A 20,340-nucleotide genomic window follows, 5' to 3' on the forward strand; every position below is an offset into this window, starting at 1 on the left:
CCAGGACGTCAATCACTCCGCCGCAATCCCCGCAGCGCCGAACATGTCGACGTCCACCTCGACCGGCGCTTCGACATTCGCCGCCGACTTCGCCGTACGCCGCTTGTCGAAGCTCGACCACACCGTGTTCCAGTCGCCCTTGGTCGCCGCCTTCGAGTATTCCGTGGCGCGGGTTTCGAAGAAGTTGGCGTGTTCGACGCCGTTGAGGAGCGGGGCGAGCCAGGGCAGCGGGTGGTCTTCGATCATGTAGATTGCGGGCAGGCCGAGCTGCGACAGGCGCCAGTCGGCGATGTAGCGGATGTAGCGCTTGATTTCCTTGGCGCTCATGCCCGGGACCGGGCCTTGTTCGAAGGCGAGATCGATGAAGGCATCTTCGAGGCGCACTGTCTTCTGGCAGCAGTCGATGATGTCTTCCTTCACCGCCTTGGTCAGGCAGCCGCGCTCTTTCACGAAGGCGTGGAACAGGCGGGTGATGCCTTCGCAGTGGAGCGATTCATCGCGGACCGACCACGAAACGATCTGGCCCATGCCCTTCATCTTGTTGAAGCGCGGGAAGTTCATCAGCATGGCGAAGCTGGCGAAGAGCTGCAGGCCCTCGGTGAAGCCGCCGAACATGGCCAGCGTGCGGGCGATGTCCTCGTCGTTGTCGACGCCGAAGGTCTGCAGGTAATCGTGCTTGGCCTTCAGCTCCTCGTATTCGAGGAACATGCCGTATTCGCTTTCAGGCATGCCGATGGTGTCGAGCAGGTGCGAATAGGCGGCGATGTGCACCGTCTCCATGTTGGAGAAGGCGGCGAGCATCATCTTGATCTCGGTCGGCTTGAACACGCGGCCGTATTGTTCGTGGTAGCAGTTCTGCACTTCCACGTCGGCCTGGGTGAAGAAGCGGAAGATCTGCGTGAGCAGGTTGCGCTCGTGATCCGAGATCTTCTGCGCCCAATCGCGGCAATCCTCGCCCAACGGCACCTCTTCGGGCATCCAGTGGATCTGCTGCTGGCGCTTCCAGAATTCGTAGGCCCAGGGATATTCGAAGGGCTTGTAGGTCGGGCGGGCTTCAAGAAGGGGCATGGCGGTGTCCTGTGCTGATTCTTTGAATGTAAGGTCTGATGCGGTCAGGCAAAAGCGCGGGCGCGGCCTTTGCGGGGGATAGTGGCGGGGTTTTCGACGCGATTGTATCGTGCCCTTTGGGGCAGGAACCCTCGGCCCGGCGACAGGGGCCATCGGACTGGCGCTGCGCCCGGTTTCGAAGCGGAACGGCGGACCCGGCGCACGGTTGTGAAGGCAAGGGCGCGCGATCGGCAGCGCCCGTGAAACTTCATAGAATTCGCAGGAGAATTGCCATGGGCGAGTACGAGCCGAACGATTCCCGCAACGTCACCGGCGCCAATGCCAGCGAGCGGCAGCAGCAACAGCAGGGCGGAACCGGCCAGGCCGACCGTCAGGAAGGCATCCGCAGCCCCGGAGGTGCCGACCAGCAGACCGGCGGCGACCGCTGGAGCGGCGACTACACCGGTGGCCAGATGGGCCAGCAGTCCGAACGGCAGAACCAGGGCCCCAACAGCTCGCGTTCCGACAATTCCGGCACCGAGGGCCAACAGGTCCAGTTCGACGCGGGCCAGCGCCAGATGGGCGGCGGGCAGGCGGGCGAGCAGATGGGCTACGGCAACAGCACCGAACGCACTTCGGGCATCCGAGAGCATATGGAAGTGATCGGCGCCGATGGCGTGCACATCGGCACGGTCGATGGCGTCGATGGCGACCGGATCAAGCTGACCAAGAAGGACTCCGGCGCGGGTTTCGAAGGTGGAACCCATTCCGGCCACCATCATTACCTCTCCACCGGGCTCGTCGCCGAAATCGAAGGCGACAAGGTTCGCCTTTCGGCGAACGGCGATGTGGCCTGGGGCATGCTCGAGGAAGAATAAGTCCGGAAAGGCAGCGAGGCCTTCCCGCTGTCCTGTCCCGGCGGATCGCCGGGTGCCGGATCGCAAGAACGTCCCGCCCCCTTCGGGACCAGGTCGTGCCACGCGACCGGAGAGCGCTCCGCCGAAAGGCGGGGCGTTTTTCTTTGTTTGCGGGGTGCGAAAAGCCCATCCGGGCTTTCCTAGCGGCACCGGCCCGCTCCCCCGCCCGGCTACCCACGAGAGTACCCTGAATGGGTGGCCGGGCGGGGGAGCGGGCCGGTGCCGCAAGCCCCTGACGGACGTCAGGGGCGCAACCAGCGAAGACTCGCTTACTTCCAGAACCAGCCGGGCTTGAGGCTGCGGTCCTTGCGGTTCTTCCACATCGAGAAGTACATCCACAGGCCCGAGATGCTGAAGAACAGCAGCGCCACACCGGTCATCAGCGATATCGCCGTGCCCACGGGTCCGAATTCCTCGCCCGAATGCAGGTGGTGGAACCAGCCGACCAGCGACTTCATCCCGCCCGGAGGCGCCTTGGGCCGGCACATCATGGTTTCGGGGCAGACGAAGCCCTGCGGAACCGGCGGAGGCCCGGCCTGCTCGCCCGCTGGCCAGAGCGCGGTCACGTGGCTGGCGACGCCGGTGAACGCCATCCAGATCATGAAGACCCCGAAGAACACCGTGATCCAGCGGTGCCACTTGCGCATGAAACGAACCCCTTTGATAATGCGAATTGATCGCAAGATTAGACAAATCCGCCTTAGCGGGCCTGACCGGGATCGTGCAAGCACAAGTCTTGTCGCGGATTGTCGCATGGAAGCGCCAGCCGCAAAGTGTCGCGGGGTGTAACGGGGATGTGCTGCCCGGCAGTCGGTCAGACGTCTTGTGACGCATAGAGACTGCCGGACGGAGCATGGGTTCGCCTAGGCGAAGGGCATGGCTGGCACCACCATCACTGGCAGGCCAGGCATTCCTCGTAGTCGGTCTGGCCGGCCGAGAGTTCGATCTTGGGGGCCTGCGCGGTGTTGTCCGCCTCGACGCCGCCGGCGAAGCCTGCGCGCTGGACCGACTTGGAGCGGAGGTAATAGAGGCTCTTGATGCCCTTCTCCCACGCCTGGAAGTGGAGCATCATCAGGTCCCACTTGTCGACATCGGCCGGGATGTAGAGGTTCAGCGACTGGGCCTGGTCGATGTAGGGCGTGCGGTCTGCCGCGAATTCGAGCAGCCAGCGCTGGTCGATCTCGAAGCTGGTCTTGTAGATCGCCTTTTCCTCAGGGCTGAGGAAATCGAGATGCTGGACCGAGCCACCCTGCTCGAGGATCGAGTTCCACACGTTGGTGGAATCCTTGCTCTTTTCGGCCAGAAGCTTCTGCAGATAGGGGTTCTTGACCACGAACGAGCCCGACAGGGTCTTGTGCGTGTAGATGTTGGCCGGGATCGGCTCGATGCAGGCAGAGGTGCCGCCGCAGATGATCGAGATCGACGCGGTCGGCGCAATCGCCATCTTGCAGGAGAAGCGCTGCATCACGCCCATTTCGGCAGCGTCCGGACATGCACCGCGTTCCTGCGCGAGCAGGATCGAAGCCTCGTCCGCCTTGGCGGCGACGTGTTTGAACATCTTGAGGTTCCACGCCTTGGCCATCGCCGATTCAAAGGCGATGCCCTTGAGCTGGAGGAAGGAGTGGAAGCCCATCACGCCCATGCCGACCGAGCGTTCGCGCATGGCCGAGTACTTGGCACGGGCCATCTCGCTGGGCGCGCGGTCGATGTAGTCCTGCAGCACGTTGTCGAGGAAGCGCAGCACGTCCTCGATGAAGCGCTTGTCGCCGTTCCACTCGTCCCAGGTTTCAAGGTTGAGCGAGGACAGGCAGCACACCGCGGTACGATCGTTGCCGAGGTGATCGCGGCCCGTCGGCAGGGTGATTTCCGAGCAGAGGTTCGAGGTCGAGACCTTCAGCCCCAGGTCGCGGTGATGCTTGGGCATCATGCGGTTCACCGTGTCGTTGAACACAATGTAGGGCTCGCCCGTGGCAAGGCGGGTTTCAACGAGCTTCTGGAACAGCGAACGCGCATCGACCGTGCTGCGAATCGAGCCGTCCTTGGGGCTGCGCAGGTGGAATTCCGTGCCATCGCGCACGGCTTCCATGAATTCGTCGGTCAGCAGCACGCCATGATGGAGGTTCAGCGCCTTGCGGTTGAAGTCACCCGAAGGTTTGCGGATCTCGAGGAACTCCTCGATTTCCGGGTGCGAAACGTCGAGATAGCAGGCCGCCGAACCGCGCCGCAGCGAACCCTGGCTGATCGCCAGCGTCAGCGAATCCATCACGCGCACGAAGGGGATGATGCCGCTGGTCTTGCCGTTGAGGCCGACGCTCTCGCCGATGCCGCGGACCTTGCCCCAATAGGTGCCGATGCCGCCGCCGCGCGAGGCGAGCCAGACGTTCTCGTTCCACGTCGCGACAATGCCTTCGAGGCTGTCATCGACCGAGTTGAGGTAGCACGAGATCGGAAGGCCGCGCCCGGTGCCGCCGTTCGACAGAACCGGCGTGGCCGGCATGAACCACAGCTTCGAGATGTAGTCGTAGAGACGCTGGGCGTGCTCCTGATCGTCGGCATAGGCATCGGCCACGCGCGCGAACAGGTCCTGATACTTCTCGCCGGGGAGCAGGTAGCGGTCGTCCAGCGTGTCCTTGCCGAAATCGGTCAGGCGCGCATCGCGGCTGTCATCCGTCACGATGGTAAAGCGGCGCGGATTGACCTTCTTGGAATCGCTGACCGGCGCGGCCGCAACGGCAGCCGCTGCGACGGTGGCGGCCATGCCTGCGACAAGTGCTTCGCTGCCTGCGTCCTTGGCGTCCATATCCATCGCCTTTGCTTCACCGGCCGCAGCCGGAGCGCCTGCAAGCGCCAGTTCGTCCTGCGCAACCACGGAGCCGTCTCCAGTTCTGAAATCCACGTTCAACCCCCGTTCGCACCCCGCAGCCAAGGCCCGGGCGATCAATCGACACTCGAATCGGGCGAGTGGCCCAATCCTACAAGAGACGGAACGAAAGTGGAACATGTTGTTCCGCAGGCGCTCGGCTCCAGAATTCCCGATCACGGCCCCGTGTGCCATGCGCGCAGGCAATGCGTTGCCATTGCGCGCAAAACACGCCCAAGCGCTCTAAACTAGGTTTAGAGGTCCCCCTGAAGCCCGACCACAACCCATAGTGCCTCAACCGGATTCAGACACAAGAGGGTAAACATCCGCAGGGAGACTCGATTCGTCGCACGTGCGATTCGCTTCGTCGCCAGAAGAGCTATTGTGCAGTGCAGCGACGCGTGGACTTTCCTGCACTTCAAGGGCGAAACGACACCGGTCGAAATATTTTTCGGGTTGGCCACCAACTTGTGGACAAGAGAGCGTCAACCGGCACCATATGTGGTGTCCACAGGAACGGAGTGCAGGTGTGCTGAATCTGATCTCGATTGTCTTCACCGGTCTGGTGGTCGGCGTGCTGGCGCGGTTCTTCTATCCCGGCGACGTCGACATCGGCATGCTCAAGACCGTGCTGCTGGGGGTAGGCGGCGCGCTTGTCGCAGGCCTGTTCGCCAGTTGGCGCAGCGGACGGACGTTCGGCGAAGGCGTGAACCGCGCAGGCTGCCTCGCCTCGGTCATCGGAGCGATGCTGCTCATCTTCCTTGGGCGCAATCTTTAAGCCTAAGCCCGAGGCGCAATGCGGCGATAGCTGAGCGCTTCGGCCACATGGATGCGACCCACTGTGTCCGCGCCGGCCAGATCGGCGATCGTCCGCGCCACGCGCAGCATGCGGGTATAGCCGCGCGCGGAGAGGCGCATCGCTTCGGCAGCCTGTGCGAGCAGCTTGCGCCCGGGTTCGTCCGGAGTTGCGTGGATGTCCAGCAGATCGCCGTTAAGCTCGGCGTTGCTGCGGGCGTTGGTGCCCTCGAGCCGGGCAACTTGCAGCGCCCTCGCCCGCGCCACCCGCGCGGCCACCTGGTCGGAACCTTCTGCAGGCGGCGGAAGCGCCAGATCCGCCGCGGAGACCGGATCGACCTCGACATGGAGGTCTATGCGATCAAGCAGCGGGCCTGACACCTTGGACTGATAGTCGCCGGCACAGCGGGGGGCACGGCTGCACCCCAGCGCCGGATCGCCCAGATGGCCGCAGCGGCACGGGTTCATCGCCGCGATCAGCTGCACGCGCGCCGGGAAGGTCACGTGCGCGTTGGCGCGGGCCACGGTCACCTCGCCCGTCTCCAGCGGCTGGCGCAGGGAATCGAGCACGGCGCGCTGAAACTCGGGCAGTTCGTCGAGGAACAGGACGCCGAGGTGCGCAAGGCTCACTTCGCCGGGACGCACTTTCAGCCCGCCCCCGGTCAAGGCGGCCATGGAAGCGGAATGGTGGGGAGCCCGGAACGGCCGGGCGCGGCTGATGCGGCCGTCCTCGAGCGTGCCGGCCACCGACGCCACCATCGACACCTCGAGCGCCTCGGACGGGGTCAGCTCAGGCAGGATGCCGGGCAGGCACGAGGCCATCAGCGACTTGCCCGCGCCCGGCGGCCCGATCATCAGCAGATTATGCCCGCCAGCCGCCGCAATCTCCAGCGCCCGCTTGGCGGTTTCCTGGCCCTTGACCTGCTTGAGATCGGCCATGCGACGCGGTGGCTCTGCCACGCCCTGAGAAGGCTGGGGGAGGCGGTGCTGCCCCTTCAGGTGATTGAGCAGGCCGATGAGGTCCGGTGCAGCGATCACGTCGATCCCGCTGGCCCAGCGCGCCTCGGGCCCTTGCGCGGCAGGACAGATCAGGCCCTTCTCTTCACCGCTGGCATGAAGCGCGGCGAGCAGCACGCCAGGTGATGGCAGCACGCGGCCATCCAATGCCAGCTCTCCCACTGCCACATAGTCCGCGATCTGTTCGAGATCGACCACCCCCATCGCGGCGAGCAAAGCGAGCGCGATCGGGAGATCGTAGTGCGAGCCTTCCTTGGGCAGATCCGCCGGCGAAAGGTTCACCGTAATCCGTTTGGGCGGCAATGCGAGACCGAGTGCGGAAAGCGCCGAGGAAACCCGCTCCCGGCTTTCGCCCACCGCCTTGTCGGGCAGGCCGACGAGCCGGAACGCGGGCAAACCGGGCGCCACCTGGCACTGCACTTCGACGGCGCGCGCCTCGAGCCCGAGATAGGCCACCGTCGACACCAGCGCGACCATCGATCCTGCACTCCATCCGCAATGCTACTTAGCCTAGCAGCGGTGCGGCCAGTACGGTGGCGGGATGCGGCCATTTTCGAGGCATTCGCAGCCGGTCGCGGGTCATGGTGAGGCGATCTTAACCGCGTCCCTTGGCAATTCGGCAATCCGCGCGCGCGGAGAAGGCTGACCATGCTCCGCCGCGCGCTTCTTCCCGCGATCTTCGCCATTCTCGCCTGCCAGCCGGTGCTTGCGCGCGGGGTGACTACGAGGACCTGGGTGGAGAATGGCGTCACATGGACCGAGACGACGGTCGTCGAAGTCGAAGAGCCGGGCTCCGAACGCATCGCCGGGCTGCCCCGCGCCGATGTGAAGGGCGTCGCCAGCTTCGGGCCGTTCGAGGTGCTGGATGGCAGCCGGGCCGCACTCGTCGCCGAAACCGACAGCTATTCGCCTGCCGACTTCCAGAAGATGCTGCGCGCCTTCCCCGGCATTCGGATGCTCGAAATGCCGGACTGCCCCGGCACGGTGGACGATCACGCGAACCTGCGCCTCGGCCGCATGATCCGCGCCCGCGGCATCGCGACGCGCGTGCCGGAACACGGCTCGGTCCGCTCGGGCGCGGTCGAGCTGTTCCTTGCGGGAGCGAGCCGCAGCGCTGCGCCCGATGCCGAGTTCGTGGTCCATTCTTGGATCGACGATGAGGGTCTCGAGCCGGACGATTTCAGTGCGTCCGACCCGGTCAACCGCGCGTACCTCGACTACTACCGCGAAATGGGCCTTGGGCCGGACAAGGCCTCGGCGTTCTACGCGCTGACCAACTCGGTGCCGAACGATCAGATCCTGACGCTCGGCACCGCCGATCTGGCGCAATACGCAGCGCTCAACTGACGATCAGTGCGCTGCGCCCCATGACAGGCCGGTTCCGATCTCCACGCCAAGCGGCACACTGAGCTTCACCGCAGGCTCGGCCGCCGTCGCCATGACCCGCTCGATCACCGGCCTGGCTTTCTTCACATCGCCTTCCGGCAGCTCGAAGACGAGTTCGTCGTGGACCTGCAGGAGCATCTTCACGCGGGGCAAGCCTGCTTCGGCGAGGGCCGGCATCATCCGGGCCATGGCGCGCTTGATGATGTCGGCGCTGGTGCCCTGGATCGGGGCGTTTATCGCGGCACGCTCGCTGCCCTGCCGTTCGGCCTGGTTCTTAGAGCCGATGCGCGGGAACCACGTCTTGCGGCCGAACAGCGTCTGCGAATAGCCACACTCGCGCACGCTCTCCAATGTTTCGTGGATGTAGCGCTGGATGCCGGGGAAGCGTTCGAAGTAGCGGTCGATCATGGCCTGCGCCTCGTCCGCGCTAACGCCCAGACGCCCCCCCAGGCCCCAGCGGCTGATGCCGTAGAGGATGGCGAAGTTGATCGTCTTGGCCCGCCCTCGCGTGTCACGATCGACGGTGCCGAACATCTCCATTGCGGTGCGCGCGTGGATGTCCTCTCCGGCAGCGAAGGCTTCCTTCAGCGCCGGCACATCGGCCATGTGCGCGGCAAGGCGCAATTCGATCTGGCTGTAGTCCGCGGCCAGCAGCACATTGCCTGGCTCGGCAACGAAGGCATCGCGGATCTGGCGGCCGATCTCGGTTCGGATCGGGATGTTCTGCAGGTTGGGTTCGTTCGACGAGAGACGCCCGGTCTGCGCACCGACGAGACTGTAGCTGGTGTGCACGCGCCCGGTCTCGGGATTGATCGCGGCCTGCAGCGCATCGGTATAGGTCGACTTGAGCTTGGACAGTTGGCGCCATTCCAGCACCAGCGTCGCCACTTCCGCCCCTTGCCCGGCCAGACCTTCGAGCACCGACTGGTCGGTAGAGTACTGCCCGGTCTTGCCCTTCTTGCCACCCTTGTAGCCGAGCTTGTCGAACAGGATCTCGCCCAGTTGCTTGGGGCTCCCGATGGTGAAGCTCTGTCCGCACTTCTCGAAGATCACGCTTTCGAGGCGCGCGATCTGCGCGGCAAACTCGGTGGAGAGGCTGGACAACCGCTCGCGGTCCACCTTGATGCCATTGCGTTCCATCATCGCGACGACCGGCACGAGCGGACGATCGACCTTCTGGTAGATTCGCATGCCCGCCTCGTCGACCAGCCGCGGCTGGAACAGGCGATGCAGGCGCCACGTGACGTCGGCGTCCTCTGCGGCATAGCGCGTGGCGTCGGCCAGCGGCACTTCGGCGAACGAGATCGCCTTCTTGCCGGTGCCGCACAGGTCCTTGAACTTCATCGTGGTGTGCAGCAGGTGCCGCTCTGCCAGTTCGTCCATGCCGTGGCCGGCAAGGCCGGTCTCGCTGCGTCCGGCATCAAGGCAGAAGCTCATCACCATGGTATCGTCGATCGGCGCGACATGGACGCCCTGGCGCGCAAGGATGTTGATGTCGTATTTGATGTTCTGGCCGACCTTCAACACCGCGTCACTTTCCAGGAGCGGCTTCAGTGCGGCCAATGCCTCTGCGCGATCGATCTGCACCGGCCTTTCCGCAAACATGTCTGCGCCGCCGTGGCCGAGCGGAATGTAGCAGGCATCGTTCGGCCCAAGCGCAAGGCTCACGCCGACCAGGCTGGCGCGCATTGCGTCAAGCGCGCTCGTTTCCGTATCGATCGCCACCACCCGCGCTTCGAACGCCCGCGCAATCCACTGCTGCAGCTCGCCCATCGACTGGATGCAGGCGTAGGCGCCAAGATCCACCGCCGGCCATGACGGCAGCGACTGCCGGTTGCCCGCAGGTGCGGCCGGAGCCGCCATGTTTTCGGGCTTGGCGGGATTGAGCTGGGTCTTTGGCCCCGGGCTGCCCTTGCCGTCGTCAAGACGACGCAGCAGGCTGGTGAAACCGTGTTCCTCCAGAAACGCTGCAAGCGGATCGCGGGGGATCTGGCCGAGGGCAAAGTCCTCGATCGGAATCGGCAGCGGGCAATCTTCCTTGAGTTGCACCAGCACGCGGGAAAGGCGGGCCATCTCGGCCTGCTCGATCAGGCTCTCGCGCAGCTTGCTCGCCTTCATCGCAGGGGCCGCAGCCAGCGCGGATTCGAGATCGCCGTATTCCTGGATCAGCTTGGTGGCGGTCTTCGGGCCGATGCCGCGAATGCCGGGCACGTTGTCGACCGAATCGCCCATAAGCGCCAGGACGTCACCGACCTTTTCCGGCGGCACGCCGAACTTCTCGACAACTTCGGGGATGTCGATGCGCTGGTTCTTCATCGTGTCCAGCATGTCGATGCAGCCACCACCGGTGGCGCACTTGCCGACCAGTTGCATCAGATCCTTGTCGGAGGAAACGATCGTCACGTCCCAACCGCGCAATGTCGCTGCCCGCGCGTAGGAAGCAATCAGGTCATCGGCCTCAAGCGCGTCCTCCTCGATGCAGGCGAGGCTGAACGCACGTGTTGCATCGCGGATCAGCGGGAACTGCGGGACGAGATCTTCGGGCGGGGGCGGGCGGTTGGCCTTGTACTGGTCGTAGAGGTCGTTCCGGAACGAGGTTCCGGCCTTGTCGAGAATGACAGCAAGGTGCGTCGGCCCATCCGCCTTGTGCAGGTCCTCGGCCAGCTTCCACAGCATCGTCGTATAGCCATAGACCGCGCCAACCGGCGTTCCTTGCGGATTCGTCAGCGGCGGGAGGCGATGATAGGCGCGGAAAATATAGGCCGACCCGTCGACCAGATAGAGATGCTGCTTTTCGCTCATCGGGGGGTGTTAGCAGGGCGCGATGCCCGCGTCATCGCCTTGCTGCAGGGTGGTCGGAACTCAACCCGGCGCATGCAAGCCTCGGCTCAACGCACGGAAATCGGGCAAAAAAAAGGCGGTTCGGCCCAAACACGGGCTAAACTGTGACACAATGCATACGTCTTGTGCTTGCAACGCGATGAATTGCCGATTAATTGGGTCGCGAAGTCTACCGCTTGAGTAGGCTTTGCGGCGGGCTGCTTGCCCGGCGCTGGTCACTTCAATCCAGGGATTGTAACGCATGCGCAAGCTCATCCTCGCCGCTGTCGCCGGCACCGCCTTCGCTCTCGCTGGCTGCTCGGAAAAGCCGGCTGCTGAAGCCACCGAAACCGCTGCTGCTTCGGAAGCTGCTTCGGAAGTCGCTGCTGACGCTTCGGCTCCTGCTGCCGACGCTTCGGCTGAAGCGAGCGAAGCTGCTTCGATGTAATCCCCGCCCGCAAGGGCAGGTTACATGAGATAGAAGGGGCGTGGTCTTCGGATCGCGCCCCTTTCTCTTTGCGGTATGCCGGGCTGATGGCGCGCAAAAAACGGGGGCGGCAAGATCGCCTTGCCGCCCCTCGTTTTTGCGTTTGGTAGGTGTTTCAGGCTTAGAGCCTAGCGGCGGCGAACAAGGTCCTGCGTGCTCTTGGCCACCGGTGTGCTGTAGCCATCATATATCGTGCGCATCATGCGGGCGATCAGACCGGCGTGAGCAGTGTGACCTTCGGGCCCGGTCACAAAGAATACCACGGCAAGGTGCCTGCCATCAGGCAAACGCACGATACCAACATCGTCCGTCACTCCGAACAGCGTGCCCGTCTTGTGGGCGACGAGCGTACCCGCAGGCAGTCCGGCACGAATCCGATTCTTGCCCGTGCTGGTCCGGGTCATGGTATCGAGCAGCACGGCTCGGCTTTCCGGACTCAAGGCATTGCCCCGATCGATGGCGGCCAGCAACGCAAGCATAGCGCGCGGCGTGCTCGAGGTGCGCACATCAATCACCCGCGCGGCGTCGACCTTGCCATCGTCGCGAACCAGCGTTGCCATCGTATGGTCGAGCCGCTGGCCGGTAATGCCCTTGGACGTGAGCCAACGATTGACCTTGTCGTAACCGCCAACCGCCTGGATCAATCCGTCGGTAGCCTCGTTGTGGCTGCGCGTAATGGAAAGCTCCATCAGGCTCTGCGCGGTCATGATCTGGCCCGAGCGAAGCGGCGCTTCGGCACTGCGCGCGCCGGTTTCGCGCACCGGCATCATCATGGGGAATTGCTGGTCGAGCCGCGCACTGCCCTTCTCGACAAGATCTAGGAACGTGGCCGCGACCGCAATCTTGGCCGTACTGGCCATCGGGAACGGCATGTCGGCATTCACGAAAATCTGACCGCCCCCATCGAGGTCCATGGCGGCCACGCCGATGCGCCCCCGCCCCTCTGCGGCAATCGCGGCCACCTGCTGCTGGATCGCCTGATCGCGCTGATCCTGAAGCGAAACCGTAGCGCGGCTCTGCACTGCGGGGACCGTGGCGACCAGCGCAGGGGCTGCCACCATCAATGCGGCGATGATTCGTGCGGTGCGGAACTTCATGCCTTCTTGTACCCCGACCCCGGTTTATCCGTCTTTAACACAAGTATCGCGTTGTGATTCTAAGGCAAAGTGCCTTTCGGACCATCTCGGCGCATCCATCGCGCGGATGGGCGCAAGCTGCGGGAACCAATCGCGAGTCGCGATTCGCGCTGGACTTTAATCGATCGGTTAAGGATAGTGCCCTCGCACCGGCGGCAAAGCCGGACGTGGAGAGGCAATGGAAACGCTGCTCGAGGCAGTCATGGCAAGGGCGGGGCACGGCGGCAGGATTACCGGCCTGCAGCGGCTATCCGGCGGCGCAAACATGGAATCATGGGCGTTTGCCTGTGGAGATGGGCGATTCGTGTTGCGCCGGGCGCCCTCGGCTGAATGGATCGCGGCGCGTCCGCTCGGGATGGATGGTGAAGCCGAACTGATCCGGCAGGCACACGCGTCCGGCGTGAAAGCGCCGGAAGTCGTCGCCGAACTTGCGAGCGCGGATGGCCTTGGCATCGGCTTCATCATGCGTTGCCTGCCGGGCACGGCCGATCCGGAAATTGCACTCTCATCCTCTCCGGAGCTTGCATCCGATCTCGCAGCGGCAATGGCAGGCATTCACGCCCTTTCGCCAGAAGGCCTGCCTTTCCTTCCGATGCTGGACCCTGCGGAAGGCGTGGAGGGGCTCGCCCGCCAGTTCGAGGAAGCCGGTGGCGACCGACCGGTAATTGCGCTGGGCCTCGCCTGGCTTCGCACCAACCTGCCCTCGCCGACATCGCCCGTCGTCGTCCATGGCGATTTCCGCATCGGCAACCTCATGGTTGACGCAGGGCGCCTGTCCGGCGTGCTCGATTGGGAACTGGCCCATCTTGGCGACGGGCATGAGGACCTGGCCTATGGCTGCATGACGGTGTGGCGATTCGGAAGGCTCGACAAGCAAGGGTTCGGCCTGACCGATGTGGCTACCCTGGCCCGGGCCTATGAAGACGCCGGCGGTGAACAGTTTGATGCAGTCCGCTTCCGCTTCTGGCTGGTCTATCGAACGGTTTGGTGGGCGCTTGGCTGCCTATCGATGGGCCAATCATGGCGATCCGGCACCGATCGGTCACTTGAGCGAGTCGTCGTCGCCCGCCGCTGCGCGGAACAGGAACTCGACCTGCTGCTGCTGCTCGAAAGCGAAGCACCACAGGCGGAGCGCGAGCGCTTCCTGCCTCCCGCGTCCGAGCCCGCACCCGGAAGTCGGGGCGAGCCAACGGCAACAGAAGTCCTGACCGCTGTTTCGGAATGGCTCGCCGCCACGGTCAAGGGCAAGCTCGACGGCCGTGAGCGCTGGGAGCTAGCCGTCGCCCAGAACGCGCTCGGCATCGTGCGCCGCGAACTTGCCGGGCGCGCTGATCCGGCAGACAAGGTCCTCGCCGAGGACATTCTTGCCGGGCGCCAGTCGCTTCAGACGGAAGGGCTCCTTGCCACGCTCCGCTCCCGAACCCTGTCCACGCTTTCCGCCGACATGCCCAAGTATCCCGCGCTGGCGTCCGCCCGCACCCTCTGGAGCTAAGCCTGATGGACTTCGACCTTCCCCAAGACCTCGTCGCCTACATCGCCGAACTCGATGCCTTCATCGAGGCAGAGATCAAACCGCTTGAACAGGCGGACGACAATATCCGCTTCTTCGACCACCGCCGCGAATGGGCGCGCACCGATTTCGACAACGGCGGCCTGCCGCGCCATGAATGGGAAGCGCTATTGGTCGAAGCCACCCGCCGTGCCGATGCGGCGGGGCACTGGCGCTTTTCCGCGCCGAAGAAGTACGGCGGCAAGGACGGCAAGAACCTGTGGATGGCAGTGATCCGCGAACACTTCGCGGCGAAGGGCCTGGGGCTCCACAATGACCTGCAGAACGAGCACTCGATCGTCGGCAACTTCCCGTTCGTGAACATGTTCGAGCATTTCGGCACACCGGAACAGCAAGCGGAGTTTATCGAAGGGGGCTTTGCCCGCACGCGCCGCACCGCCTTCGGCCTTACCGAACCCGATCACGGCTCCGACGCCACCCACATGGAAACCCGCGCAGTGCCGGAAACGCGCGACGGGGTATCTGGCTGGCGCATCGATGGCGAGAAGATGTGGACCACCGGCATGCACGTTGCCACCCACTGCGCCACTTTCGCACGGACGAGTGGCGATGCGGGCGATGCGCGCGGCATCACCTGCTTCCTCGTGCCCAACCCGACCGAGGGGCTGGTCATCCAAGAGTACCTGTGGACCTTCAATATGCCGACCGACCACCCGCGCGTTTCGTTCACCAACGTCTGGGTGCCGGACAGCGCGATCCTAGGCCCCGTTGGCGGAGGCTTGGCCATTGCGCAGAGCTTCGTTCACCAGAACCGGATCCGCCAGGCAGCATCATCGCTGGGCGCGGCTACCTTCTGCGTCGAGGAGTCGGTGCGCTATGCGCGGGAACGCAAGCCTTTCGGCGAGGAGCTTGCCCGCAACCAGGCGATCCAGTTCCCGCTCGTGGAGCTTGCCACGCAGTGCGAGATGCTGCGCCTTCTGATCCGCAAGACGGCCTGGGAGATGGACCGCCTCGAGGCCGAAGAGGGTGGCCACAAGCGCATCGAGCGTGAACTTTCGGACAAGGTCTCGATGTGCAATTACTGGGCGAACCGGCTGGTCTGCGAAGCCGCCGACCGTGCCATGCAGGTCCACGGGGGCATCGGCTATTCGCGCCACAAGCCGTTCGAGCACATATTCCGGCATCACCGCCGCTACCGCATCACCGAAGGCGCGGAAGAGATCCAGATGCGGAAGGTCGGCGCCTTCCTGTTCGGCTATCTCGGGCCGAGGAAGGGCCAGTTCTGACAGGCGGGGGAGCCGTCAGCAGCTCCCCCGGCCGACACTTCAGGCAAGCGCCGCCTTGAGATCGTCGACGAGGTCGGTGCGCTCCCACGGGAAGAAGTCGCCTTCGGCCTTGCGACCGAAATGGCCATAGGCTGCGGTCGGCTGGTAAATCGGCTTGTTGAGCCCCAGGTGCGTGCGGATCGCGCGCGGGGTCAGGCCCCCGAGCTTGGCAATACCCAGGATCGCCTGCTCGATCTTGTCGTCGCCGACGGTGCCCGTCTCGTGCGTGTCGACATAGAGCGACAGCGGCTTCGACACGCCGATTGCATAGGCGATCTGGATGGTGCAGCGCGTGGCAAGGCCTGCTGCGACCACGTTCTTGGCAAGGTAGCGGGTGATGTAAGCAGCCGAACGGTCAACCTTGGTCGGGTCCTTGCCCGAGAATGCGCCGCCGCCGTGGGGAGCCGCACCGCCATAGGTGTCGACGATGATCTTGCGGCCGGTCAGGCCAGCATCGCCGTCAGGACCGCCGATCTCGAAGCTGCCGGTCGGGTTGATGAAGTATTCGGTTTCGCGCAGCAGCACCGGCGGGATCACGTCGGCAATCACGCTCTTCACATAGGCTTCGAGTTCGGCCTGCTTGGCCGGGTCGTTCTCGTCGTAGCCTGCCTTGTGTTGCGTCGAGACGACGATGGCGGTGGCCGCAACCGGCAGCGAGCCTTCATAGCGCAGCGTGACCTGGCTCTTGGCGTCGGGTTCGAGGAACGGCGCGGCGCCGGAATGGCGATCGGCGGCCATGCGTTCGAGAATCTTGTGGCTGTAGTAGAGCGTCGCAGGCATCAGGCCCGGCGTTTCATCCGTGGCATAGCCGAACATGATGCCCTGGTCGCCCGCGCCCTCGTCCTTGTTCTCGCCAGCATCGACGCCCTGCGCGATGTGGGCCGACTGGCCATGCAGGCGGTTGATGAACTCGAACTTCTCCCAGTGGAAGCCGTCCTGCGCATAGCCGATGCGCTTGACCGTCTCGCGCACGGTCCGCTCGATCTCTTCCTGCGCGCCCGGAGCCCATTCACCGTTCTCATACACGCCCTTGCAGCGGATTTCGCCGGCAAGAACGACAAGCTGCGTCGTGGTCAGGGTTTCGCAGGCGATGCGCGCTTCGGGATCCTTGGACAGGAACAGGTCGACGATCGCGTCGCTAATCTGGTCGGAAACCTTGTCCGGATGGCCTTCGGATACGGATTCGGAAGTGAACAGGTAATCGGTGCGCATCGAGAGTCCTATGCCAAGAGGGCCTGTGCTTTGAGACAAGCGATATAAAGAAAGCTTTATGTCCCTGCCCGCTTAGCGTTTCCGCGTGGCACTTGCAACCAGTGCAACGAAAAGAAGCGCTACTGCCCACAAAAGGGCGAGCATGTTCCCGGTGCGCGCAAACAATGTCGCCGCATGGGCGGGAGGGATCACGCCGTCCAACCGGCCGGCGCGATGTTGCGGCACGAACTGACGGACGACGCCATCGGCATCCACAACCGCGCTTATGCCGGTCGTGGTTGCCCGCAAGACCGGCAACCCCTCCTCAATGGCGCGCATCCGCGCCTGCGCCAGATGCTGCGGCGGCCCCCAGGCGCCGAACCAGCCATCGTTGGACGGATTGAACAGGTAATCCGGCCGATGCGCGCGATCCACCACCTGTCCCGAGAAGATGATCTCGTAACAGATCTGCACCCCGGCCTTGCCATATCGGCCCAGATCGAGTGTGCGAGGCCCAGGCCCGGCGAAGAAATCAAGGCTGCCCGCAACCAGTCGCGACAGACCCAGCGGTTCGAGGAGTGAGCGCATCGGCAGGTACTCGCCATAAGGAACGAGATGCGCCTTGGCGTACGAACCCTTGATGGCCCCGTCAGAATCAAGCGCCGTCACCACATTCCAGGCGCCCGCCACCTTGCGCCCCTCCATGGCAAGATCGGTCGTTCCGGTCAGCAGCAGGCCACCTTTGCCGGCGACCTTGCCGAGCCGCTCTCGCGCCAGCACCGGGTCGCCGGCATAAGTCGTCTCGTCGTACCAGAACTGGGAATAGCCCTCGCGCAGAAAGTCCGGCACGCCGCTTTCAGGCCAGAGCAAAAGGCGGTTCTCGCCGGGCTTGCGAGCCAGAGAGAGCCTCGCCGTCTTCTGGAACTGATTCTCGAAATTGGCGGGATCGTTGAGCAGGTCCTGGCGCACATCCGGCTGGACCAGCGTGAACGGCAAGGCCCCTTCAAGCCGTTCGCCGTGAAGTGGCAGGACCATGAGCACAGCAGGGCCGAGCAAGTAGGCACCCGCAGCCCATCTTTGTCCCTGTCGGAAGGACCGGAGCGCAAAGAGCCACCATCCGGCCAGCAGGACGACAAGCCCGGACAGGGCGTAAGTTCCCAACCATTGTGCAGCGAGGGCGAGCCCGGGGCGCTCGAAACCGCCCAGTGTCACCATCGCCAGCGGGTTCCACGCAAACCCGGTGAAAACCCACGAGCGCAGCCATTCAGACACGATCCACGCCGCGGCAAAGGCCGGCAAGAGCATGGCCTTGCGGGTGTTTGCCAGCCACCAGCCACCCCACGTTGCCAAGGCCGGGAATACCGCGAGGTAGAGCGCAAGCAGGAATACCGCGATCCAGCCAAGCCAGGTCGGCATTTCCGCCTGATAGGTGAAAGCCGTGGCGATCCAGCCATTGCCAACGGTGAAATGCCCGACGCCGAACAGCCATCCGATGAGCAACGCCTGCCGCCAGGTCTTTACCACATGGAGGCGGTGGATCAGGAACGCGAGGGCAGCCAGCGTCAGCGGCCACAGGCCCAACGGCTGAAAACCGCAGGCAGCAAGGCCACCAGCGGCAATTGTCAGCAGGCTGTCACACGATGGAAGGCGAGGCCGAAAGCGGGAGGAAAAGCGGGAAGCTGTCATGCCTTCCTGCTATGGGGTGCGCCGGGAGAGACCGCAAGCGGCCCATCCCGGCGTCACCAATCAACCCTCTGCAGGCTCGGTCGCTTCGGCGACCGGAGTCTTGCGCGGACGGCCGCGCTTCTTGGGTGCAGGAGCAGTGGCCTCTTCGGCAACGGGCTCGGGGGCAATGGGTTCTGGGGCCGGTGCTGCTACCGGAGCAGGCTCGGCCTCGGCCTTGGCGCTGATCGATGGCGGCAGGAACGAGGCATCCAGCGTCGCCGGTGCTTCGTCAGCCGCAGCTTTGACGCCGCGCGGACGCCGCTCGGTGCGCGGGCGAAGCCCACGTGTAGCCCGGGTCACGAACGGATTGTCGTTGGCATCGGCAATCGGCTCACCCTCGATGGCCGGAACACCTTCGCCGGGCAGAGCCTCGGCAGGTGCCACTTCCGATTCGGCATCGCGGCTGCGATTGCGCTCGAACCGGCGGGCGCCCTCACGACGCATGCCGCGCTCTTCGGAACCGCGATCGTCGCGCTGCCGGTCTTCACGCTGCCGGTCTTCACGGGGGCGCTCTTCACGCTGGCGATCTTCACGGGGCCGATCGTCACGTTGGCGGTCGTCACGGGGGCGGTCGTCACGGGGGCGGTCCTCGCGATCGCGGCGACCTTCATAGCGGTCACCACGGTCCTGGCGTTCGCCCCGATCCTGACGTTCACCACGATCTTCGCGGTCTTCACGCTCGCGCCGGGTGGAAACCGGACGGTCGAACGCGGGAAAATCACCTTCGACGCTGAATTCGTCCGCGCCTTCCTCGGTGTCCTGATCCTGCCAGCGCTCGCCGCCGTTCTGGCGGGCGCGCTGCTCTTCCTGACGGAGGCGGGTGTCGGCGATCACGCGGAAATAGTGGTCGGCAAATTGCAGATAGTATTCGGCCTGCACGCGGTCGCCATTCAGGTGGGCGTCCTGCGCGAGCTTGCGATACTTCTCCAGCATCTGGGGCGCATTGCCCCGCGCACGGCTGTCGATCCGGTTGAGCTGCTGACCACCGTTCTGGGGGCGATTGTTGTTGCCCCGACCGCGACGGCGGTTGTTACCACGATTGTTATTCAACTCAGGCACTTCCTTAAATGGGGCGGCCTCTCGTAAAGCTTGAGCAACCCGTAATGCCGCGCAACCCTCCGCCACCGGTTCGCGTCATGCGAATCGGGGTTCCCAGCATCTGCGCTCGTCCCGGCCCCTTTGGCCGATATTCCCTGCAAATGGTGGATTTGGCCGGGACGGGAAGCCTTCGTCCGTCCCCTGCCTAAGAACACAATTAGTGATCCGCAGGTCCCTTGCCAAGAGGAATATTGGCAGAAACCGCCATTTCGACCGCCCTTTTTCGCCCTGCCAGATCGCAATGGACCCGCGCGGACATCCCGGCCCCACGCGCGATGTCTGTAACGGCGTCGGCTTGTGTCCAGCCTATCTCGACCAAGGCAATACCCCGCGCGGTGAAGAGGGCAGGAAGCTGCGGCACCAGAATGCGGTAATCGTCCAGCCCGTCGAGGCCGGAAAACAGCGCGGATGCTGGCTCGTACTGGCGGACCGATGCATCGAGATTCGCGTGTTCCTCGACATAAGGCGGGTTCGAGAGGACCAGGTCAAACCTGCCCAGTCCCTGCGCCCAATCCGTCTGTGTCCAGTCGCCTTCGAGGATTCGCGCAGACGGCGCATGGCGTCTGGCGTTCGCTTTCGCCACCGCCGATGCTTCGGGAGAGCGCTCGATCGCGATGCCTTCGGCGTCCGGCCATAGCGACAGCGCCGCCAGCAGCAGAGCGCCCGAGCCTGTTCCGAGATCGAGAATTCGCTCGGGTGGCGCCTCGCCGGCAAACGCCTCACGTGCCGCCTCGATCAGCGTTTCGGTATCGCCGCGCGGGATCAGGACGGCGGGGCTTACGGCAAGCTCGATGCCATAGAACTCGGCAGTGCCGGTAATATAAGCAACCGGCTCATGGCCCGTCCGCCGCTCGACCAGCGCATCGAAGCCATCGGGCACCGCCGCCGCCATGTGCCGCAGCAGCAGATCGGTCCGCGAACAGCCCAGCGCATGCGCCATCAGCACTTCGGCATCGAGGCGGGCCGTGTCCGATGTGGCGGAAAGCCGGTCGGCGGCGGCGCGCAGGGCCTCGGCAACCTTCACTT

At 64.5% G+C, this 20,340-nt stretch carries 16 protein-coding genes; 6 read left to right on the forward strand and 10 right to left on the reverse strand.

The window, feature by feature from the left end; all coding sequences use genetic code 11:
* Window positions 1-12 precede the first annotated feature (12 nt).
* On the reverse strand, window positions 13-1,068 hold the full coding sequence (locus tag IM701_RS13955) for a ribonucleotide-diphosphate reductase subunit beta (protein WP_039333582.1): 1,056 nt from the start codon (window positions 1,066-1,068) through the stop codon (window positions 13-15).
* A gap of 584 nt (window positions 1,069-1,652) precedes the next feature.
* Between IM701_RS13955 and IM701_RS13960 the strand changes: the two genes are divergently transcribed.
* Window positions 1,653-1,925, forward strand: a complete 273-nt coding sequence (locus tag IM701_RS13960) for a DUF2171 domain-containing protein (protein ID WP_039333750.1) — start codon at window positions 1,653-1,655, stop codon at window positions 1,923-1,925.
* 308 nt (window positions 1,926-2,233) lie between these two features.
* Here the strand turns inward: IM701_RS13960 and IM701_RS13965 are convergent, their stop codons facing one another.
* Together IM701_RS13965 and IM701_RS13970 are read right to left on the reverse strand one after the other, a co-directional pair.
* Window positions 2,234-2,611, reverse strand: coding sequence for a PepSY domain-containing protein (locus IM701_RS13965; protein ID WP_193827267.1), 378 nt, complete (start codon window positions 2,609-2,611; stop codon window positions 2,234-2,236).
* Window positions 2,612-2,856: 245 nt separating this feature from the next.
* Window positions 2,857-4,860 carry a ribonucleoside-diphosphate reductase subunit alpha gene (locus tag IM701_RS13970; protein WP_039333748.1) on the reverse strand — a complete coding sequence of 668 codons (2,004 nt, stop codon included), beginning with the start codon at window positions 4,858-4,860 and terminating at the stop codon, window positions 2,857-2,859.
* A 493-nt stretch (window positions 4,861-5,353) separates the two neighbouring features.
* Here IM701_RS13970 and IM701_RS13975 point away from each other — a divergent pair, with 493 nt between their 5' ends.
* The gene (locus tag IM701_RS13975) at window positions 5,354-5,602 is read left to right on the forward strand and encodes a GlsB/YeaQ/YmgE family stress response membrane protein (protein ID WP_039333578.1); all 249 of its coding nucleotides are present in this window, start codon (window positions 5,354-5,356) and stop codon (window positions 5,600-5,602) included.
* A gap of 2 nt (window positions 5,603-5,604) precedes the next feature.
* Here IM701_RS13975 and IM701_RS13980 read toward each other — a convergent pair whose 3' ends face one another.
* Window positions 5,605-7,113 carry a YifB family Mg chelatase-like AAA ATPase gene (locus IM701_RS13980; RefSeq protein ID WP_193827268.1) on the reverse strand — a complete coding sequence of 503 codons (1,509 nt, stop codon included), beginning with the start codon at window positions 7,111-7,113 and terminating at the stop codon, window positions 5,605-5,607.
* A 171-nt stretch (window positions 7,114-7,284) separates the two neighbouring features.
* Here IM701_RS13980 and IM701_RS13985 point away from each other — a divergent pair, with 171 nt between their 5' ends.
* Window positions 7,285-7,983 carry a hypothetical protein gene (locus tag IM701_RS13985; protein ID WP_193827269.1) on the forward strand — a complete coding sequence of 233 codons (699 nt, stop codon included), beginning with the start codon at window positions 7,285-7,287 and terminating at the stop codon, window positions 7,981-7,983.
* Between the two features lie 3 nt (window positions 7,984-7,986).
* On the opposite strand, the gene polA is transcribed toward IM701_RS13985, so the two are convergent.
* Window positions 7,987-10,824 carry a DNA polymerase I gene (gene polA / locus IM701_RS13990; protein WP_193827270.1) on the reverse strand — a complete coding sequence of 946 codons (2,838 nt, stop codon included), beginning with the start codon at window positions 10,822-10,824 and terminating at the stop codon, window positions 7,987-7,989.
* Window positions 10,825-11,104: 280 nt separating this feature from the next.
* Here polA and IM701_RS13995 point away from each other — a divergent pair, with 280 nt between their 5' ends.
* Window positions 11,105-11,290, forward strand: a complete 186-nt coding sequence (locus tag IM701_RS13995) for a hypothetical protein (RefSeq protein ID WP_039333570.1) — start codon at window positions 11,105-11,107, stop codon at window positions 11,288-11,290.
* Window positions 11,291-11,457: 167 nt separating this feature from the next.
* Here the strand turns inward: IM701_RS13995 and IM701_RS14000 are convergent, their stop codons facing one another.
* A complete protein-coding gene (locus IM701_RS14000; RefSeq protein ID WP_193827271.1) occupies window positions 11,458-12,426 on the reverse strand; it encodes a serine hydrolase in 969 nt (322 codons plus the stop codon).
* Window positions 12,427-12,643: 217 nt separating this feature from the next.
* On the opposite strand from IM701_RS14000, the gene IM701_RS14005 reads away from it, so the two are divergent.
* A complete protein-coding gene (locus IM701_RS14005; RefSeq protein WP_193827272.1) occupies window positions 12,644-13,957 on the forward strand; it encodes a phosphotransferase in 1,314 nt (437 codons plus the stop codon).
* A 5-nt stretch (window positions 13,958-13,962) separates the two neighbouring features.
* On the forward strand, window positions 13,963-15,261 hold the full coding sequence (locus IM701_RS14010; RefSeq protein ID WP_193827273.1) for an acyl-CoA dehydrogenase family protein: 1,299 nt from the start codon (window positions 13,963-13,965) through the stop codon (window positions 15,259-15,261).
* A 39-nt stretch (window positions 15,262-15,300) separates the two neighbouring features.
* Here the strand turns inward: IM701_RS14010 and metK are convergent, their stop codons facing one another.
* The 4 genes from metK to prmC all read right to left on the reverse strand — a co-directional run bounded on the left by metK (window position 15,301) and on the right by prmC (window position 20,338).
* Complete coding sequence (gene metK, locus IM701_RS14015; RefSeq protein WP_039333563.1) at window positions 15,301-16,512, reverse strand: methionine adenosyltransferase; 1,212 nt, start codon at window positions 16,510-16,512, stop codon at window positions 15,301-15,303.
* 72 nt (window positions 16,513-16,584) lie between these two features.
* The gene (gene lnt, locus IM701_RS14020) at window positions 16,585-18,177 is read right to left on the reverse strand and encodes an apolipoprotein N-acyltransferase (RefSeq protein ID WP_193827274.1); all 1,593 of its coding nucleotides are present in this window, start codon (window positions 18,175-18,177) and stop codon (window positions 16,585-16,587) included.
* Window positions 18,178-18,237: 60 nt separating this feature from the next.
* Window positions 18,238-19,266 carry a DUF4167 domain-containing protein gene (locus IM701_RS14025; protein WP_193827275.1) on the reverse strand — a complete coding sequence of 343 codons (1,029 nt, stop codon included), beginning with the start codon at window positions 19,264-19,266 and terminating at the stop codon, window positions 18,238-18,240.
* A gap of 205 nt (window positions 19,267-19,471) precedes the next feature.
* Window positions 19,472-20,338: a peptide chain release factor N(5)-glutamine methyltransferase gene (prmC, locus tag IM701_RS14030; RefSeq protein ID WP_193827276.1), complete on the reverse strand. Its 867-nt coding sequence runs from the start codon at window positions 20,336-20,338 to the stop codon at window positions 19,472-19,474.
* Between the last annotated feature and the right edge of the window lie 2 nt (window positions 20,339-20,340).

It is taken from the genome of Novosphingobium sp. ES2-1, assembly GCF_015169775.1.
GTDB classification, from domain to species: Bacteria; Pseudomonadota; Alphaproteobacteria; order Sphingomonadales; family Sphingomonadaceae; genus Novosphingobium; species Novosphingobium subterraneum.

Coding starts and splice junctions, on each gene's coding strand:
- lnt (WP_193827274.1), bottom strand. CDS start 18,177: ATGACAGCTTCCCGCTTTTCCTCCCGCTTTCGGCCTCGCCTTCCATCG.
- metK (WP_039333563.1), bottom strand. CDS start 16,512: ATGCGCACCGATTACCTGTTCACTTCCGAATCCGTATCCGAAGGCCAT.
- IM701_RS13955 (WP_039333582.1), bottom strand. CDS start 1,068: ATGCCCCTTCTTGAAGCCCGCCCGACCTACAAGCCCTTCGAATATCCC.
- IM701_RS13960 (WP_039333750.1), top strand. CDS start 1,653: ATGGGCTACGGCAACAGCACCGAACGCACTTCGGGCATCCGAGAGCAT.
- IM701_RS14000 (WP_193827271.1), bottom strand. CDS start 12,426: ATGAAGTTCCGCACCGCACGAATCATCGCCGCATTGATGGTGGCAGCC.
- IM701_RS13985 (WP_193827269.1), top strand. CDS start 7,285: ATGCTCCGCCGCGCGCTTCTTCCCGCGATCTTCGCCATTCTCGCCTGC.
- polA (WP_193827270.1), bottom strand. CDS start 10,824: ATGAGCGAAAAGCAGCATCTCTATCTGGTCGACGGGTCGGCCTATATT.
- IM701_RS13980 (WP_193827268.1), bottom strand. CDS start 7,113: ATGGTCGCGCTGGTGTCGACGGTGGCCTATCTCGGGCTCGAGGCGCGC.
- IM701_RS14005 (WP_193827272.1), top strand. CDS start 12,644: ATGGAAACGCTGCTCGAGGCAGTCATGGCAAGGGCGGGGCACGGCGGC.
- IM701_RS13965 (WP_193827267.1), bottom strand. CDS start 2,611: ATGCGCAAGTGGCACCGCTGGATCACGGTGTTCTTCGGGGTCTTCATG.
- IM701_RS14010 (WP_193827273.1), top strand. CDS start 13,963: ATGGACTTCGACCTTCCCCAAGACCTCGTCGCCTACATCGCCGAACTC.
- IM701_RS13995 (WP_039333570.1), top strand. CDS start 11,105: ATGCGCAAGCTCATCCTCGCCGCTGTCGCCGGCACCGCCTTCGCTCTC.